17 protein-coding genes and 1 pseudogene are annotated in these 18129 nt (G+C 29.8%); 10 read left to right on the forward strand and 8 right to left on the reverse strand.

The window, feature by feature from the left end:
* Window positions 1–332: 332 nt before the first annotated feature.
* The 7 genes from BLS00_RS02345 to BLS00_RS02375 all read right to left on the reverse strand — a co-directional run bounded on the left by BLS00_RS02345 (window position 333) and on the right by BLS00_RS02375 (window position 6143).
* A complete protein-coding gene (locus BLS00_RS02345; protein ID WP_091402498.1) occupies window positions 333–632 on the reverse strand; it encodes a nucleotidyltransferase family protein in 300 nt (99 codons plus the stop codon).
* Window positions 633–692: 60 nt separating this feature from the next.
* Window positions 693–2741 carry a heavy metal translocating P-type ATPase gene (locus BLS00_RS02350; protein ID WP_091402500.1) on the reverse strand — a complete coding sequence of 683 codons (2049 nt, stop codon included), beginning with the start codon at window positions 2739–2741 and terminating at the stop codon, window positions 693–695.
* Window positions 2742–3067: 326 nt separating this feature from the next.
* A complete protein-coding gene (locus BLS00_RS02355; protein WP_091402501.1) occupies window positions 3068–3616 on the reverse strand; it encodes a GNAT family N-acetyltransferase in 549 nt (182 codons plus the stop codon).
* 46 nt (window positions 3617–3662) lie between these two features.
* Window positions 3663–4169: a biotin transporter BioY gene (locus BLS00_RS02360; protein ID WP_176759820.1), complete on the reverse strand. Its 507-nt coding sequence runs from the start codon at window positions 4167–4169 to the stop codon at window positions 3663–3665.
* A 69-nt stretch (window positions 4170–4238) separates the two neighbouring features.
* Complete coding sequence (locus BLS00_RS02365; protein WP_176759821.1) at window positions 4239–4751, reverse strand: chromate transporter; 513 nt, start codon at window positions 4749–4751, stop codon at window positions 4239–4241.
* Window positions 4744–5274, reverse strand: a complete 531-nt coding sequence (locus BLS00_RS02370) for a chromate transporter (RefSeq protein ID WP_091402506.1) — start codon at window positions 5272–5274, stop codon at window positions 4744–4746. The genes BLS00_RS02365 and BLS00_RS02370 overlap by 8 nt, the downstream gene beginning before the upstream one ends.
* Window positions 5275–5279: 5 nt before the next feature.
* A complete protein-coding gene (locus BLS00_RS02375) occupies window positions 5280–6143 on the reverse strand; it encodes a YitT family protein (protein ID WP_091402507.1) in 864 nt (287 codons plus the stop codon).
* Window positions 6144–6330: 187 nt separating this feature from the next.
* On the opposite strand from BLS00_RS02375, the gene deoD reads away from it, so the two are divergent.
* The 10 genes and pseudogenes from deoD to BLS00_RS02420 all read left to right on the forward strand — a co-directional run bounded on the left by deoD (window position 6331) and on the right by BLS00_RS02420 (window position 17157).
* Window positions 6331–7044, forward strand: a complete 714-nt coding sequence (gene deoD / locus BLS00_RS02380) for a purine-nucleoside phosphorylase (RefSeq protein ID WP_091402508.1) — start codon at window positions 6331–6333, stop codon at window positions 7042–7044.
* 184 nt (window positions 7045–7228) lie between these two features.
* The gene (locus BLS00_RS02385; protein ID WP_091402510.1) at window positions 7229–8191 is read left to right on the forward strand and encodes a 2-hydroxyacid dehydrogenase; all 963 of its coding nucleotides are present in this window, start codon (window positions 7229–7231) and stop codon (window positions 8189–8191) included.
* Window positions 8192–8245: 54 nt separating this feature from the next.
* Window positions 8246–8521 (forward strand): annotated as a pseudogene (tsaE, locus tag BLS00_RS10895) (tRNA (adenosine(37)-N6)-threonylcarbamoyltransferase complex ATPase subunit type 1 TsaE); the annotation flags it as partial.
* A 3-nt stretch (window positions 8522–8524) separates the two neighbouring features.
* Window positions 8525–8665, forward strand: coding sequence for a hypothetical protein (locus BLS00_RS10770; protein WP_244885730.1), 141 nt, complete (start codon window positions 8525–8527; stop codon window positions 8663–8665).
* Entirely contained in the window at window positions 8662–9741 is a 1080-nt protein-coding gene (locus BLS00_RS02395) for a DUF933 domain-containing protein (protein WP_091402513.1), read from the forward strand. The genes BLS00_RS10770 and BLS00_RS02395 overlap by 4 nt, the downstream gene beginning before the upstream one ends.
* Window positions 9741–10736, forward strand: coding sequence for a hypothetical protein (locus BLS00_RS02400; protein ID WP_091402515.1), 996 nt, complete (start codon window positions 9741–9743; stop codon window positions 10734–10736). Before BLS00_RS02395 ends, BLS00_RS02400 begins: the two co-directional genes overlap by 1 nt.
* Window positions 10729–11739, forward strand: a complete 1011-nt coding sequence (gene queA / locus BLS00_RS02405) for a tRNA preQ1(34) S-adenosylmethionine ribosyltransferase-isomerase QueA (protein ID WP_091402516.1) — start codon at window positions 10729–10731, stop codon at window positions 11737–11739. The genes BLS00_RS02400 and queA overlap by 8 nt, the downstream gene beginning before the upstream one ends.
* A 176-nt stretch (window positions 11740–11915) precedes the next feature.
* Window positions 11916–15884 (forward strand): GGDEF domain-containing protein, encoded by a 3969-nt coding sequence (locus BLS00_RS02410; RefSeq protein ID WP_091402518.1) that lies wholly within the window; start codon window positions 11916–11918, stop codon window positions 15882–15884.
* A 23-nt stretch (window positions 15885–15907) separates the two neighbouring features.
* Entirely contained in the window at window positions 15908–16735 is an 828-nt protein-coding gene (locus BLS00_RS02415; RefSeq protein WP_091402520.1) for a PHP domain-containing protein, read from the forward strand.
* A 53-nt stretch (window positions 16736–16788) separates the two neighbouring features.
* Window positions 16789–17157, forward strand: a complete 369-nt coding sequence (locus BLS00_RS02420) for a flagellar protein FlaG (protein ID WP_091402521.1) — start codon at window positions 16789–16791, stop codon at window positions 17155–17157.
* A 22-nt stretch (window positions 17158–17179) separates the two neighbouring features.
* Here the strand turns inward: BLS00_RS02420 and BLS00_RS02425 are convergent, their stop codons facing one another.
* On the reverse strand, window positions 17180–18088 hold the full coding sequence (locus BLS00_RS02425) for a tRNA dihydrouridine synthase (RefSeq protein ID WP_091402523.1): 909 nt from the start codon (window positions 18086–18088) through the stop codon (window positions 17180–17182).
* Window positions 18089–18129: the final 41 nt, after the last annotated feature.

Consider the following 18129-nt stretch of genomic DNA (forward strand, 5'->3'; position numbering starts at 1 on the left):
CTTGCTACTCAAAAAGCCACAAAAAAATGGACAGCCAGATACAATAATTGGAACCTCATTATAGCTGAACTGTCCATTGTTTTCGAAGATAGACTTAAAGACTATATCTTCTAATCCTAATCTAAAAACTTAATAATACTTATTCTAAGCAGTTTTCACTGTTAATATACTATCATTTTGCTTTGTGTATTTTTTATGAGTTTTAGAGTTATAATTTTAGTAGTTTCTTGTTTTAATTTTTTGTTGGGACGTTTTTTGTCATTTTTCATTTGTTTTTTACTACCAATTTGGTGTTTTTACACAATTTATTTTACAGACTCCTTTAGTTTATATTAGACATATGTAATTTCATTCCTTATGGAGTCAGAAACACTTTTTATTCTTATTTGTTCTAATCCTTTTTCAGTTATAACGTCAACATTTTTCCCTAATTTTTCTTCTAAGAAATCAATTAATTCAAAATATTTAAGACCTATAGGTTTTTCAAATTTAATTATCAAATCTATATCACTATTATCTGTTTGGGTGTTTTTAGAATAAGAACCAAAAATACCAATTTTTGATATTCCATATTTATTTTTGATAAATGAAATATTATCTCTTAATATACTGATGATTTTATACTTATCCATTAAAATCACCTCCTGATTATTTTTATAAAATTATACCATATATAATACTCTCTCGAATTATTAATATTTTATTCTTAAAGAATTGAAAATTGCAAGTAGAGCAACTCCCACATCTGCAAATATCGCTTGCCACATGTTTGCATTTCCGGTAGCTCCTAAGGATAGAAAGACTATTTTTATTAAAAGTATGAATACAATATTTTGCCAGATGATTTTTGATGTTTTTTTGGATATTTTTATTGAATCTATTATTTTGTTTATTTTGTCATCCATGATTACAACATCCGATGCTTCTATTGCAGCATCTGACCCTAGACCACCCATGGATATTCCAACATCTGATCGGGTTAAAACTGGTGCATCGTTTATTCCATCTCCTACAAAGGCAGTTGTTTTGTTTCCTAGTTCTTTTTCAAGAATATTCACTTTGTCATTTGGTAGAAGTTCTGAATGGTATGAGTCTATATTTAGTTCTTTTGCTATATGTTTTGCGGATATTTCGTTATCACCAGTCAGCATTATTGTTTTTATTTGATTTTTGTTTAAATAGTTAATAGTTTCTTTTGCTTCTTTTCTTATTTTGTCTGAAATAACAAAATATCCAGCAAATAAATTGTTTATTGCAATATATATTATAGTTCCAAAATCGTCTGATTTTTCATATTTTATATTATGTTTTTTCATGATTTTTTCATTGCCTATTATTATTTTTTTATCTTCTATTTCTGAAATTATTCCATGTCCAGATATGTCTTCGTTGGATTTAATTTTATCTGTTTTAATTTTATCTTTATATAACTTTTTTATAGATAGAGCTATTGGGTGATTTGAATGTTCTTCTGAATAAGCTGCGTATTTTATTATTTCTTCTTTTGTGAAATCATTTTTTGTTATGATTTTGTTTACTTCAAAAACACCGTGTGTTAAAGTACCTGTTTTATCAAAAACTATTTTTTGTATATTTTTAAGAGCTTCGAGATAGTTCCCGCCTTTAACAAGAACTCCTTTTTTTGAAAGAGTACCGATTCCAGCGAAATACCCAAGAGGTATTGATACAACTAAAGCACAAGGACAAGATATTACTAAGAATAAAAGTCCTCTGTAGAACCATTCTGAAAAATTCCCTATAAATAAAGGTGGAATAAACGCTAGTGCAATAGCAGAGAATACGACAATTGGTGTGTAGATTTTTGAGAATTTTGTTATAAACTTTTCAGTTTTTGCTTTTTTAGAAGCTGCATTCTCTACCATATCCAATATTTTTGATACAGTTGATTCTGAGTATGGTTTAGTTACTTGGACTTTTATTGTATGTGAAAGGTTTATGTATCCACTCAATATTTCTTCGCTCTTTTTTAGAGTTTTTGGTTTTGATTCACCAGTTAAAGCAGTTGTGTTTACCTTTGTTTCTTTGTCTAATATTATTCCGTCCACAGGTACTTTTTCCCCTGGTTTTACCAATATAACATCGTTTATTTTTAGCTCTTCTGGAGATAATGTTTTTATACTATGGCCATCTATAAGGTTAGCGTGATCAGGGCGGATATCCATCAAAGAAGCTATTGATTTTCTTGAATTATCCACAGCTATTGATTGAAAAAGCTCACCTATTTCGTAAAATATCATAACTCCGGCAGCTTCGGGGATTTCGTTTATACCGATGGCTCCGATTGTTGCTATTGTCATTAGAAAATTTTCGTCGAAAAAGTTTCCATTTATTATATTTTTTATTGCTTTGAAAACTACAGTATAACCAGATAGTATATAAGAAGATAAAAATAAATAAGTAGAAACTTCTCTATTTATGAAAATCCATCCAAGTATAAAAAGAATTGCAGAGATAGAAAATTTTATAATTTTCATTTTTATCTCTTTGTTGTTTGATTTGATTTTATCTTCTTTTCTGTATACTTTCACATCTGGTTCGTATTTATTTACTATCTTTTTGATTTCATCTAACTCATCATTTTCAGATTCAACGGTAACTGTTTTAGTAACAAAATTAAGGTTTGCATTTTTAACAGTATCTATATTTTTTATGTTTTCTTCTATTTTAGTTGCGCAGTTAGCACAATCAAGGCCATCGAGTTTAATAATTTGTTTAGGCATATTTTTACCTCCTTATAATTATATATGAACAAATATTCATATATAATTATATAATAAGTTTACCAGGTAAGTCAAATGATTTGATATAATCTTTATAGGAGATTATTTTTATGATTTGTAAATAGTATGAAGTATGTCCGATGAAAAAATATTGCTAAATAACTATGCTCTCTGTCATTTCGACTAAGCGGTAGCGCATGGAGAAATCTGAACAGTAAATTTCACTTCATGAAATTAAGTTTCTAAAACCTTGAACAATTTTCTACGAAAATTTATATTTGTTAGACCTTTCGGCAAGCTCAGGGTGACATTTGTTCATTATTCTTTTAAATTTCAATAGAAATATCTTCAATTTTTCTCTTCCAGATCATATGGTGAGCGTTTTTTCCCCAATAGTTTTTTTCAACAATTGTAGGTTCACCAAGTTTTTTTGTCCAATGGTCTCTAGCTTTTTTATAACCACTATCCAAACAGAATTCTTCTATTCCTCTTGCCATCATTGAAAGGATAATTGAGTTGAACAGTTTTTTGCCTATTGACTTTCCTTGGTATTCTGGAAGTACGTAAACAGTTGCCAACTCCCAAATATCTTTATATTCATTATTTGTAATTTTATTTATTAGATCGTTGCTTTTTCCAAAAGAGACAGTACCAACTATTTTGTTATCTTTTTTTGCGATAAGAAAATATCTTTCTCTTCCATTTGTTTGGAAATCTTTTTTCAAAGATTGTTTTTTTGATACTATTTCTTCTTTCATTCCCTGTTCGTCTTCTTTGATGCCTTCATCTTTAAAAGCTTTTTTAATTGTGGTTTCAAACAGTTCTAAAATCTCTTTTTCATCTTCTTTTTTTGGCCTGGTTATTTTCATTGTCATATTTCATCCCCCTTATCCAGTATATTTTAGCATAAAAAACTCAGGCTTAATCAGCCTGAGTTAAGTTTATATATCTATTTAAAATTTTGAATGTAATAAATGCTAAGATGAGTTTTGCTATATCAAACCATATAAATGTTGGTACAAGTATGCTTACTGTTTTCATAATATCGTTCCCAGTTGAAATCATAAACCAAAATATACCAAATGAATATATTATTATCAGTTCTAAAAGAATAAGGATTATATTTGGTACTTTCTTAATATACATAACCAATGAAGCTGCTAAAAAACCAATAAGGAAACCTCCTGTTGGACCAAGAATTATTCCAATTCCTCCAGTGAAATTTGAAAAAACTGGTAATCCAATTGCACCAAGAACCAGGTACAGCAACAAAATTTTCCAAGAATCTTTTTGAAATATCAGAGAAATCAAAAATATTCCAAATGTTTGTAGCGTTATTGGAACTCCAATTGGTAAAGGGATACTGATCCAAGAAAATATAACCAATAAAGATGTAAAAATAGCGAAATAAGCTGTTTTGTTTTTCATTATAGCCTCCATTTATATTTAATAATATACTACTAAATATAAATGTAACAATAATATATTTATTTATAATTAAGAAAAAATGAACATTCCCACAAGGGCACTCCCAAGGATTATGTAAATTGGATCTAATTTAGTCTTCATAAATAAGAACAAAGCAAGGGAAGCTATTATTCCGCTGAAAATATCTCTTTCTGAAATAACAGGGTTAAGTACAGATATAAAAGTAACTGAAATAAGTATAATTGTTCCGTATTTTAGGGCTTGAGTAACTCTCTTTTTATCTATTTTTAGTTTATGAATTATATATCTTGCTAAAAAGAATAAAAGTATCGGTGGAATTATGAGAAAAAGGTTGTTTAAAAATGCACCAAAAAAGCCATATTTTAAATACCCAACATATGTTGCAACATTCACAGCAACCGGTCCAGGTGTCATTTGTGCAATAGAGATAGCTTCTTGAAGGGCTTTTTCGGTTAATAACTCATTATCCAATATCTGTTGCTTTATTATTCCAAGGGATGCCCAACCACCTCCAAAAGAGATGAATCCCAATTTGAAGAAAATAAAGATCATTTTAATCATTTTTATCATAACCTTTGTTTGTCAAATAGAAGAAAAGTATTGATAAGAAGAATATTAATATGGTGAAATCAGAATAAAAAAAGATGGCTATTATTGCGAGAACTATAACTAAAATATTGTAAAATTTAAACTTTGTACCCTTTATAATTTGTATTAATAGACCTGCAATCATGCCTATTAAAGAGGCATAAGCCCCTTTTATAAACCCTGAAACATAAGGGTTATCTGAATATTGTTTTAGAATAGAGGATATTAAAACTATACCGAAAAAAGGCGGGGTAAGAACGGCTATAGAAGAAACAATAGCTCCTTTGACTCCGTTTATTTGCTTACCGGAAAGCCAAGCCAAATTAAAAGCGATTGGCCCTGGTAAAGATTGGGCCAGCACTAATATTTTTTCAAATTGGTCTTTTTCTAATAAATTAGAAGAAGAGAGGCTTTTCATCATGACAGGAACCATAGCATATCCGCCACCAAGTGTTAAAGCAGATATTCTAAAGAATATAAAAAATAACTTTAGCAACTATTTTAACTCCTCTTCTTTTTTCTTTTCATTGTTTCAAACCCTTCTCCGTAGACACCCATAGAATTAGAAATAGATGTAAATGCTTTTTCATCAGTTTCGTGAACTATTCCAAGAACCCAAGGAATTTCATTTTTTCTTACTATTACCATTACAATATTCTTATCTTTATTAGTGTACCATCCTTTCCCATTCAGAATAGTTACACCACGTCTTAATTCTTTTCCCAATCTTTCTGATATTTTATCATATTCATCTGAAATAATGAATATTTGTGCTGATTGTTTTCTACCTTCGATCACCATATCTATAGAATAAGCAGCTATAGCCATTGCGACAAAGCCGTAAATAATAGTCTCAAGTGATTGAAAAACCATATAGGAACTACCTATTATAACAACATCCATCATAAAAAGTAATCTACCTGGAGCTATATCTCTAAATTTTGATATTATAAGAGCTATTAAGTCCGTTCCCCCAGAACTGGCCCCTTGATAAAAGAAGATACCAACCCCAGCACCAGCTAAAAATCCCCCAAGGACGGTAGCCATGAAAGCATCGTTTACAAGAGGTTCTGTTATTAAAGATTGAAACAATAGCATCGCTCCAGAAGAAAGAAATATTCCGTAAATAGTTTTTATACCAAAGTGTGCACCAATTAATCTTATGGCAATTAGAATCAACACTGCGTTTGATACAGCAAGGGTTACACCAACAGGAATACCCATTGAATAATAAAGAATAGTGCCAATACCACTGAATCCTCCACCAACTATTTTAGAAGGTATAAGAAAAGCAGTCCATCCCAAAGAATTGATAATTATTCCAACGGTAATTAAAAAATAAGATTTTATGGTTTTGAAAGTCAAGGTTAGCCTCCTTTTTATATTAATTTTAGATATAACTATAATAAGAGAATATAATTAAGTATTAGTTATTATTAAATGTTGTTTATATTACGAGTTTAAAATGTAATAACTCCTTTTTTTAATATTCAAAAATATACTATAATATATAATATGTAAGAGATAAATAAAGATTTAAGGAGGTTTTTTTATGATACCAACGCCACATATTGAAGTAGACAAAAAGGGAGTTATTGCTGATACAGTTATAATGCCAGGCGATCCTTTGAGGGCAAAATTTATAGCCGAAAATTTTTTAGAAGATCCAAAATTATTCAACAAAGTAAGAAACATGTTTGGATATACTGGCACTTACAAAGGTAAAAAAATTAGTGTCATGGGGAGCGGAATGGGAATGCCAAGTATTGGCATTTATTCTTATGAACTTTTTAAATTTTACGATGTAAAAAACATAGTTAGAGTAGGTTCTTGTGGGGCTTACACAGATGACGTTAAACTTTACGATGTTATTTTAGCTGAAGCTGCTTACAGTGAATCTTCTTTTGCAGAAGCAATGGCAGGTATAAAAGAAGATACTTTGAAACCATCTGCTGAATTAAACAAAAAGTTGGAAGAAGCTGCAAAATCTTTAAATATAGATATAACAAAAGGGACAATTCATAGTTCTGACGTTTTCTATAGAGTTAATTCTGATGATTATAAGAAGATATATAAAGAACACAATGCATTGGCTGTAGAGATGGAATCTTTTGCATTATTTGCAAATGCACAAGTTACAGGGAAAAGCGCTGCTTGTCTTTTAACTGTTTCAGATTCTCTTGTTACTAAAGAAGCTACAACAAGCGAAGAAAGAATGAAATCATTTACAAATATGATGAAAATTGCATTAGAAATGGCTGAATAAATAAAAATTACAAAAAATAAATAAAAGTTATAAGCAATTAGGTGCTTGGTTTCTGAACTTAAAAGAAGCCAAGCATCTCTTTTTAAAATATAGTAAGTTTTAAATTGTTTTTATATTAACTTATATAAATACTAATATGTTCATGATATAATAAAATGATAAATCAGATAAATTTAGGAGGGATATGATGAAGGTTTCAGTTACATATAAAATACCTGAAAAAGGAATTGAATTTTTGAAGAAAAATTATGATGTATGGGTTAATACAGAAGAGAGAAATTTGTCCAAAGAAGAATTAAAAAAAGTCGCTTCTGAGTCCGATGCCATGATTACTTTGCTCAGTGACAAAATAGATGAAGAAGTAATCGAAGTTGGAAAAGGTAAACTGAAAATAATTTCTAATTATGCTGTTGGTTATAACAACATAGATGTAAAAAGTGCCAGCAAAAACGGAATAGTTGTTACCAACACACCAGATGTGTTGACTGAAACTACTGCCGACCTTGCTTGGGCATTGATGATGTCAGCTGCAAGAAGAATTGTTGAAGCGGATAAATTTGTAAGAGAAGGAAATTTTGTCGGTTGGAAACCAGAATTGCTTATGGGACAGGATATATTTGGTAAAACATTGGGAGTTATAGGCCTTGGCCGAATAGGGCTCGCAGTTGCTAAAAGGGCAAAAGGTTTTAACATGAAAGTTTTATACAATAAAAGAACTCCCTTATCAAAAGAAAAGGAAGAAGAGTATGGAATTAGATATGCTGAAATAGACGAGATTTTAGAAAATTCTGATTTTGTATCTTTAAATGTACCGCTTACTCCTGAAACAGATCACTTGCTCAACAAAGAGAATTTAGACAAGATGAAAAGTAACTCTGTATTGGTCAACACATCAAGAGGTAAAGTCATAGACGAAGCTTACTTAGCAGAGAAGTTGGAAAAGAAAGAAATCGCTGCTGCTGGTTTGGATGTATTTGAGTTTGAACCAGAAGTCAATGAAAAGCTTCTAAAATTGGACAATGTTGTAGTGGCTCCTCATATTGGTAGTGCAACAAAAGAAACAAGAGATGAGATGTCTATGATGGTTGCAAAAGATATAGATGCCGTTTTATCTGGAAAAGAAGCTAAAAATGTTGTAAAAGGTTGAGGGGGAAGAGCTATTTTAGAATTTAAAAATATTGATGAGTTAAAGTTATCAAAAATAGCAAAAGCTCTTTCAGATAATCTTGAAAATGGGCATGTCATTTTATTATACGGAGATCTTGGAACAGGAAAAACAACTTTTTCAAAATATTTTATAGGCAGCAGGGTAAAAAACTCAACAGTAACTTCTCCAACTTTTGCAATTGAAAACATTTATGGTGAAAACCCCAGAATACATCATATTGACTTATACAGAATACAGGATCCTTACGAAATCGAATATATTGACCTTTTCTCGGATAAAAATGATATATATTTAATTGAATGGGCCGATTATTTGGATTATTTAAAACCAGATAAAAATATTGAAATATGGATAGATTATTCTAAAGCCGATATTACCAAAAGAGATTTAAAGATTAAAATAAATGATGAAATCGATATATACGATTCGATAACCCAGGAGGTAGAAGGATGAAAATAGGAATTTTTGGATTGCCCATGAGTGGAAAAACCACTATTTTTTCTCTGCTTACAGAGCAAGATTACGATCCAAGCTACAAATCAGATGCAGAAGAAAAAGTAGCTCTCGTAAAAGATGAAAGGATAACGAACCTTTCAAAGATGTACAATCCCAAAAAAACAACTTATGCAACCATAAATTTGGTGGATATACCAAGCTTTGATTCAAAAGCAGATGCAAAAGAAAAATCAAGAATACTCCAAATGATTCAGAATGTAGATGCAATGGTTTTGGTTTTAAGAGCTTTTGAGAATGAGCAAGTGCCGTTTCCAGAAGAAAACGAAACTCCCTTAAAACAGTTAAATACTTTGATTTCTGAAATGATTTTTAGAGATATTGAAGTTGTAGAAAATAGAATCGAAAGGTTAAACAATTCTATAAAGAAAAATAAGGCTTCAAAAGAAGAACAAAAAGAGTATGAGATCATAACGAAAATTAGCGAAGTTTTGAACGAAGAAAAGTTTGCCAAAGATGTAGAGCTTTCAGATGATGAGGAAAAATTAATATCTTCTTTATCTCTATTCACTTTAAAGCCAATGATAGTCGTTGTAAACGTAGATGAAGACCAATTTATGAACGATGATTATGACGGAAAAGAAGAAGTTCTTGATATAGTTAAGCGTTTAGATTTAGCTTATTTGGAAATTTCTGGAAAGATAGAAGCTGACATAAACGGATTAGATGAAGAAGAAAAGAAAGAATTTATGGAAGAGTTGAACATAAAAAGTCCTGGTATAGATAGGTTATCTAAAGTTGTTTACGACCATATAGGGCTAATTTCTTACTTTACCGTGGGAGAAGATGAAGTCCGAGCTTGGACAATAAAGAAAAACACAAATATGAAAGAAGCAGCAGGAGCCATTCATACTGCACTTTCTAAAAATTTTATAAAAGCTCAAGTTATGAAATACAAAGATTTGATTGAGTACAAGTCAGAACAAACTCTTAAGGATAAAGGGCTGGTAAAGTTGGCTGGAAAAGACGAAATTGTTGAAGATGGTGACATTTTAGAAATAAGGGCTAATCCATAATGTCAATCAACACCATTAACAATATTTTAAACGAAAAAGAGTTTGAAACACATAGACAAAAAATGAAAAATATGGTAAATAGAGCTAAAACTGTTTTAAAAAACCCCAAAACATTAAATGATAGAAAAATGTTTTGGGTTTTTAGGGTTTTGGGCAGAGACGCTGAAAGGAAAATAGTTAGAAAACACATAAATGATTTTCAGTTTCTTTTGATGCATATTTTAAAAAAACCTTCTGATAATAGGTTTAAAGATCTACAAAATTTTTATAAGCTAAAAGATGAAACCATTCAGACCTTGAAATTTATATTGTATCCACAAAAGTATCCGCCTGGAAATTACAACAAATATCTAAAAAAGTTTGGTGTAGAATTCTATGATTCAAAAGTGATACTGAAGAAATTTAAATTCAAAGATTACACAGATCTATATGCACTTATGAACTATGTTCCTTTAGACAAAAAGAGCCCTTTTATTCAAGAATTTTTAGACGAGATTTTGTCAATAGATGTTTTGGAAACCAAGAAGTCTTACTACAGAAAGCTAAAAGAAATTTTTGTAGCTTTTGATGATTACGAAAAACAGTTGCTGAATTTGCAATTGAAGAATATATCTTTTTACCATTATAAACTTATTAATAGTTCAAATCCTAAAGGAATAATCATTGACGGAAGTAATGTTATAAGATATGAAAATAGAAATAAGATAGATTTGTTATTGGATATGATGGATTCACTTTATGTCGACGAATTGGTGTTTTTCCCGGCAGTTATAGTTTTTGATAAAAACATCGAATACCATTTAGATTATGAAGATAGGGAAATATTAAAAAAGTTGTCTGAAAAGAAGAGAGTCTATTACAATTCTCCCGCTGACGAGCTTATAACCTATCTTTCTAATAAAATGGATTATTATATGATATCTAATGATAAATTTAGTGAGTACCAATTCGATAAAAACAAGTTATTCGATATACGGAGGTTTGTTAATGTATAAGATAAGTGATTATGACTATGATTTACCAAAAGAGATGATAGCCCAAACTCCGGCTGAACCAAGAGATAAGTGTAAATTGATGGTTTTAGACAAAAAAACAGGGGATATAGAGCATAAGATTTTTAAAGATGTGATAGATTATTTAGAACCAGGCGATGTTTTGGTTGTTAACAATACAAAAGTCATCCCAGCAAGGATTTATGGTCAAAAAACAACTGGTGCAAAGGTTGAAATACTCTTGTTAGAAAAAACAGATGAGAAAAACAGTTGGAAATGTCTTGTTAAGCCAGGTGGAAAAATAAAAGTGAATACAGAAATTCTCTTTTCTGAAAAGCTAACAGGTATTGTAACACACCATAATAACGACGGTTCAAGGATAATCGAATTTGTTGGTGAAGATATTTGGAACGAGATTAACAGAATTGGTGAAACACCTCTTCCACCTTATATAACGAAAAAAATAGATGATGACAGCAAATACCAAACGAAATATGCAAAAAAGGAGGGAGCTGTTGCAGCCCCAACCGCTGGATTACACTTTACAGAAGAGTTGCTTCAAAAGATAAGAGATAAGGGAATTCAAATAGAAGAAGTAACCTTGCACGTGGGGCTGGGGACTTTTAGGCCTATAGATGTAGAAGATATTAGAGATCATAAAATTCATGAAGAGTTTTACGAAGTGAAACAAGAAACTTATGAAAAAATAAAAAAAGCAAAAAAAGAAGGCAACAATATAGTAGCCGTAGGTACTACAGTTGTTAGGACTTTAGAATCAATAGCTCTTGATGATAAATTAATGGGGAAAACAGGGATTTACATTTATCCACCTTATAAATTTAAAATTGTGGATAAACTCATTACAAATTTTCATCTGCCAAAATCATCATTACTACTTCTTGTTTCAGCGTTTTCGGACAAAGAGATAATAATGAAATCGTACGAAGAAGCCAAAAAAGAGAATTACAGATTTTTTTCATTTGGAGATGCAATGTTATTAAAATAAAAGTGGGGGAAAAATGAGTTTGTGGGGTAGAGTGTTTCAAAAATACTATTTAACATGTCATGGATATTAACAGTGCCTGCAGCAGCGGTAGTCAGTTATGTCATGTTTTTAGTTTTCAACAGTTTTATTATATAATATAGAGATATTGACTTTTTATCTCAGAGGGAGATTTTTTTATGGAATATACAATTGTAAAAAAATTAAATCAAAATATAAATTTTACTGACTTCTTAATACTCATAGAAGGAAAATTTTATAGATTAAGAAGACTTGGCGATATTCATTATTTGGATATAGAACTTTTATCCAAACACGAAAATGAATTCAGAAAACTTAATTCATCAGGAATACTGTTTCCTGAAATTATAGATCTTAATAAAGAAGAACCAGAACTATACTATCCATATTTTCATGAAGGCAAAATAGATTTGAAAGAAGATATAACAGTTAGTTTTACTTCTTTTTTAATTAAAAATTTCGACAATTTTATACACAACATTAATTTTGCTCCAAACTGTATTGATTTGGAAGATTTTTATGTTGACGATAAAAAGAATTATTTTTATATTGCACCAATTTTTAAAAACCTCACAAAACAAAATATTTTTAATTTGAAAGACAATAATGAAGAAAGTTTGATTATAGTTCTTCAAAATATTTTTAATTATTTAAAAGATATGAATGTTGATAGTAAATTAAAAGACTTTTTTACACATATCTCTTCAAAAAAAGTAGTTTGTGTATCTGACATGAATAAATACTTTGAAAGTTTTTTTGAATATAACAACGAGATTAATATAAGACAGCCATATTATATAGGTAGGTCCGATTTAATGGATAAAGTGGCCAAAGAGATTAAAAAAAAGTCTATGTCAAAATTCTTGATTTATGGTAAACAGAGAGTAGGTAAAACGAGTTTTATAAGAAATATTTCCAATAAATTGAAAACATTGGGGAATTTCACCATATTTAACGCCAGAACTCTTGATGATTTAGATAAAGAGCTTTCTAAATATGTTAATATAGATTCTAAGCAAAAAAGTGTTGAGCTTAGTATTCTTGAAAAAATTTATCAATTACAGGAAAGCGACAAAAAAAATATAGTCATAATTATTGACGACTACCAAGAAGTTCAAGAAGACTTTATCAATTTCATTGATTTGAGTTCTAAAGCCAATTTCTCTTTGAACTTCAATTTGGTCATAATTACACATGATGCTAATTTGAGAGAAAAAGATATTTTTGAGGAGTTTAATAAGATCAAAATAGATAAGTTTGGATTTTCAGAAGTTGAAGAAATGATTTCTTCTATGATGAGTAAAGAATTCGTTCAAAAAAATCAGTCTTTTATTGAAAATATATATCATTCTTCAGCAGGCTTACCAGGAAACATAGAAGAACTGATAAATGAATTGTATTTTAATGGATACATTTATTTTAAAAATGGTGAATGGTACGTGGATAGCGAGAATATGAAAATGACCAATTTCAACGACTTTGTAAGCCTCAAGCTGAAAAATATTAAAAAAGAAATAAAAAAAGATATATCCGAGCTTTCTTTGTTGGGAAATTCTTTCACATCTTCTGATATAAAAATTCTTTCAGCTATTACAGAAAAAAACTACGACTTAGAAGAAATATTGTCTACTAAAATAATTCAAAAAGAAAACAGCTATTACAGATTTTTCAACAGAGAATACTGGGAGCAGTTTCACAGTAAGTTCGATAAACAAGCCTTGGAAAAATACCATTGCCATTTATACGAAAAAACTTACAGCTTTCAGAAGAAAATCTGGCATCTTAGACAAGTTGGAAAAGAAAAGCAGATTGTTCATGATTATATCAAAAGGATAAAGGATGCTTACAACAACTGGTCAAATATAGACATAATCCAAAAATCATATGAAGAAATAGATAACATGGGAATAAAAAGTGACACAATTTTTATATACTTCATAAAATATTTGATCTTTTCTGGAAATTTCTCAAAAGCTAAAAAGTATCTGAAATATATAGATAAAAGATGGATGAACTATTATAGATTGAGAATTTTGGCAGAAGTAGAACCAGAAAAAACTATAGATGAAATAAATATTTTGTTGAAAGAAACCAAAAATCCTTTTGAAATTTTCTACTTAAAAATAATCAAGGGAAATATCCTTGTTAATTCAAAGAAAGAAGATTTTAAATCGGTAATGACTTTAAAGAACGAAATACAGGTTCTTTATGAAAAGTATAAAAATAACTTGGCATTTGTTGATTTGTACTTGTCTTTTGCAACAGATTATGGATATTATTTGCAATCCATAAACAGGAAAGAGTCTCAGATAAATAATAGTGAGGCACTTGCTATAGCAAAAAATTGGAATTTAAAAAAGCATATATTAAACATATCGCTTTTAATGGCTCATGATTATTTGGACAATTCTTATATGTATGAGAGCTTGACAGAAGAAGCAATTTCGCTTTCTAAGAGCTCAAACGATTTAAGCAAATTACCTGAAATATATATGAATAAAGCTTATATGCATTTATATAAAGGTAATATAGATGATTTCTTCATGAATATAAATGAATCCATAAAATACTCCAATATCTTGAACAACAAATTAGTTGAATTAAGATGCTATGGTTTTAAGGCTTTTTACTATTTTTATATTGACGATATGGAGAACATATTTTCACAAATTAAAATTATAGAGAGTTTTATGGATATTAAAAATAAACGACTACACAATCGTGCTAATTACTACTATTATTACATTAGTTCTCTTTACTATTTGAGACTTAAAGACAAACAAAAGATATATGATATTATTAATGTGATAAATGAGTCTTATCCAGAATTGAATCATATAAACATATTGAACAAAGTATTCGTTTCTAACGATCCAGATTACATAATAGAAAACACAGAAGAACTTTTTAAAAATCAGATAAATCTTGAAGAAATGATATACCTTTTAAATGAAAAATTTTTAATGAATAAAGAATTAAAAGGTCTTTTTATTACTAAAACAGTTGACCTAATTAAGCTTCTAAAAGACAATGGGTACAGGCTAAGCCTTTCTATATTGTATGAAGGTATATCCAACTTTTTTTTAGTACAAAAAGAATATCTGAAATCTTTTAAATATTTTAGACTTGCCATTATAAATTTTAGAAATCTTGGTTTAATTGAAAAAGTGAAGAAATTAGAAGAAGAGTTCTACAATGTTATTAAGAACAACTCTTCTATATTATTGTACGATGATGGGGAAAAGAAAATTAAAAATCATTTTTATGATGATATAATAAATGTATCTATTATGATAATTTCTTTGGACAATATACAGGAAATTTTGGATAAAACATTGAACTTTTTGAAGAACAAGTTCCCCGTTAAGAGCGTGTTCCTTAGGGTTGAGACTGATATGTTTGAATCTCAATCTTCTACATCCTACGATTTCTTAGTACCTTCAGAAGAAGTCTTTTCAATAGAGCCATTGGGAATTTTTTACGTTTCCAAATATAACGATTTTATTATAAAGTACTATATGAGAAACGAAAATTTGATGATAAATTTGAATTACTTTGAGAGCATTTTTGATACCATTATATTGTTGGACGAATATTTATCTGCAACGTTGAGCAGAATTATCTATCAACAAAATAGTATCAAAGACTATCTTACAGGTGCTTATTCAAGAAGATACCTTTATTTGAGATTGGAAGAAGAATATCTAAAATCTTTAAGAGAAGATTCTCGTTTTGCTGTTGCAATGTTTGATTTGGATGATTTCAAAAAAGTCAATGACACCTATGGCCATAAAGAAGGAGATAGGGTGTTAAAACTCTTTGTAGACACCATAAATCAAAATATTAGAAATTTGGATATTTTGGGTAGGTATGGTGGAGAAGAATTTGTTTTAATCCTTCCAAAAATTACTTTTGAAGAGGCGTTAACCGTGCTGGAAAGAATCAAAGGAAAGGTAAAAGAAAACTCAAAAAAATTTTTGGGTTATGAAATTACTACTTCTATAGGTATTTGTAGTTCAAGATATATAAAAAATAACGATTATAAGAAAATAATCGCGTTTGCAGACGAAGCGTTGTATAATTCAAAAAATACTGGTAAAGACAAAATCACAGTTTATAAAGAATAATTTTTGAAAGGTGTTTTATTTATATGAAACTTATTGATTTGCACGTACATTCTACCCATTCTGATGGTTCTTTTTCAGTGGATAGTTTGATCAAAAAAGCTAAAAACATGGGAATACAACTTTTTTCTATAACCGATCATGATACTATTACTTCCCAATATGAAGCTGTAGAATTATCCTCAGAATTAGGATTAAATTATATACCTGGAGTTGAGATAAATGTAGTCTATCCACAGCTCATGGACATATTGGGATATGGGATAGATATTTATGATGAAGAACTAATTGAATTCTTAGATAGAATTAAATTGTTTAGAAAGTTGAGAAATAAGAAAATGGTAGAGCTGCTGGAGGAAGAGGGGTTCAACATATCATTTGATGAACTTGAAGAAAAGTATGATTCTACTACCATAGGAAGACCGCACATAGCAAGAATTCTTATACAAAAGGGTTATGGAAATTCTGTTTCCCAATTAATGAATGGCCTTCTTTCGAGAGATAGAAAATGTTTTGTGGAGAGAATTAGATATTCACCAAAAGAAAGTATCGAGATGATTAAAAAGGCTGGCGGCAAAGCGATATTAGCACATCCTGCAAAATTAAGAATACAAAACACTCAATTAGAAAAATTGTTAGATGAGCTGAAACATTACGGATTAGATGGAATGGAAGTCATGCATTACAGTCATAGTTTGGAATATTCAAGATATTTATATGAATTGGCTAATAGAAAAAATTTATTAGTATCTTATGGTTCAGATTATCATGGGTTTAATAAACCATTTGTTAATATGAGTTATTCTATAAATGAAAATACTTTCGATGAAATTGAATGGGGATTAAAGAATTAAAGTTTATTAACCGATATAAAATATGATGATGATTATCCAAGGAGGGGTGAACTATGGAAATCAAGGATGTTAATTCCAACTATGTTCAACAGTCTCAACTGCAACATGGGAAAGCAGTTGTAGCAAAAGAGCAAAAGCCTGCGGACGCTAATGACTTTAAAAAATCTAATGAAGAAATTGAGAACAAACAAGTTGATATGGACAAGATCACTGATGTTCTCAAAAATAAATTAGATAAAATTCAAAAGCTATTCACGGGTGAAGCAAGATTCGAAGTGAACAGGGAAGCTGATATGATTGTTGTAAAAATCATTAATAAAGAAACAGAAGAAGTAGTGAGACAAATACCTTCTGAGGTTTCTGTTAAGCTTGCTAAAGCATTAAATGATTTAGAGGGGATATTATTTGATGAAGAGGCTTGATAAAATAAAAAGCGAATTTATATTAAATTCGCTTTTTATTTTTGTCAATAAGTTCATCCATATATTCAATTACATCTTTCTCACTTTTCAAAGATGACAGCTTTTTTCTTTGTTCTTTTGCACCATAAATTCCCTTGGTATACGCCACTAAAAACTTTTTGAACTTGTTTATTGCTATGACCTCTTCGTATTCTTTAACCATAAGACTCAAATGTTTTAAAGTTGTTTCGTATATTTCGCCTATAGTTGGAGCTGTGTTGTTGAAAATCCAAGGGTTCCCAATAGCGCCTCGGGCTATAACCATAAAATCTACATTTTGTTCGTTAAAATAATAATCAATATCTTTTTGAGTGAAGATATCCCCAGAAGCACCCAAGGGAGAAAAATTTAGTTTTTTAAAATAATCTTTTCTTGCATTTCCAGAATAAAACTCTTCACGAGTTCTTCCGTGTATGATTATGTAGTCCGGTTGAGACTCATTCAAAGAGTGTACAATGTTTTCAACGTTGTTTTCTTCATAACCGACTCTTATTTTGACTCCAACGGGAACATCAACCTGCGACTTAACTGCGTAGATGATCTCCTTGAGTCGTTCTAAGTCTTTCAATAGAGCAGCTCCTGCACCCCTTCTTACTACTTTTTTCACCGGGCAACCAGCGTTAATATCTATCCATTCTGCTTTATCCTTTAGAAGTCGTGCTGAATCAGAAAAATTCTTGGGTTCATGACCGAATAATTGAACTCCAATATTTTTTTCATCTTCTCTGGGCAAATATTTGTAAGTTTTTTTAATTCCTTGAGCCAATGCATCAGAAGAAATCATTTCTGTAAAAGTAAAATCGGCACCAAATTCTTTCGCTATTTTTCTAAATGGGTAGTCTGAATAATCAGCCAAAGGGGCCAGACCAACTTTGTTTTTCAAAAAGAACATACTACACCTCTCATATAACTTTATTAAAAAACCCTCTTATA

Origin of the sequence: Geotoga petraea, from assembly GCF_900102615.1 — a bacterium.
In the GTDB taxonomy this organism is placed as follows: domain Bacteria; phylum Thermotogota; class Thermotogae; order Petrotogales; family Petrotogaceae; genus Geotoga; species Geotoga petraea.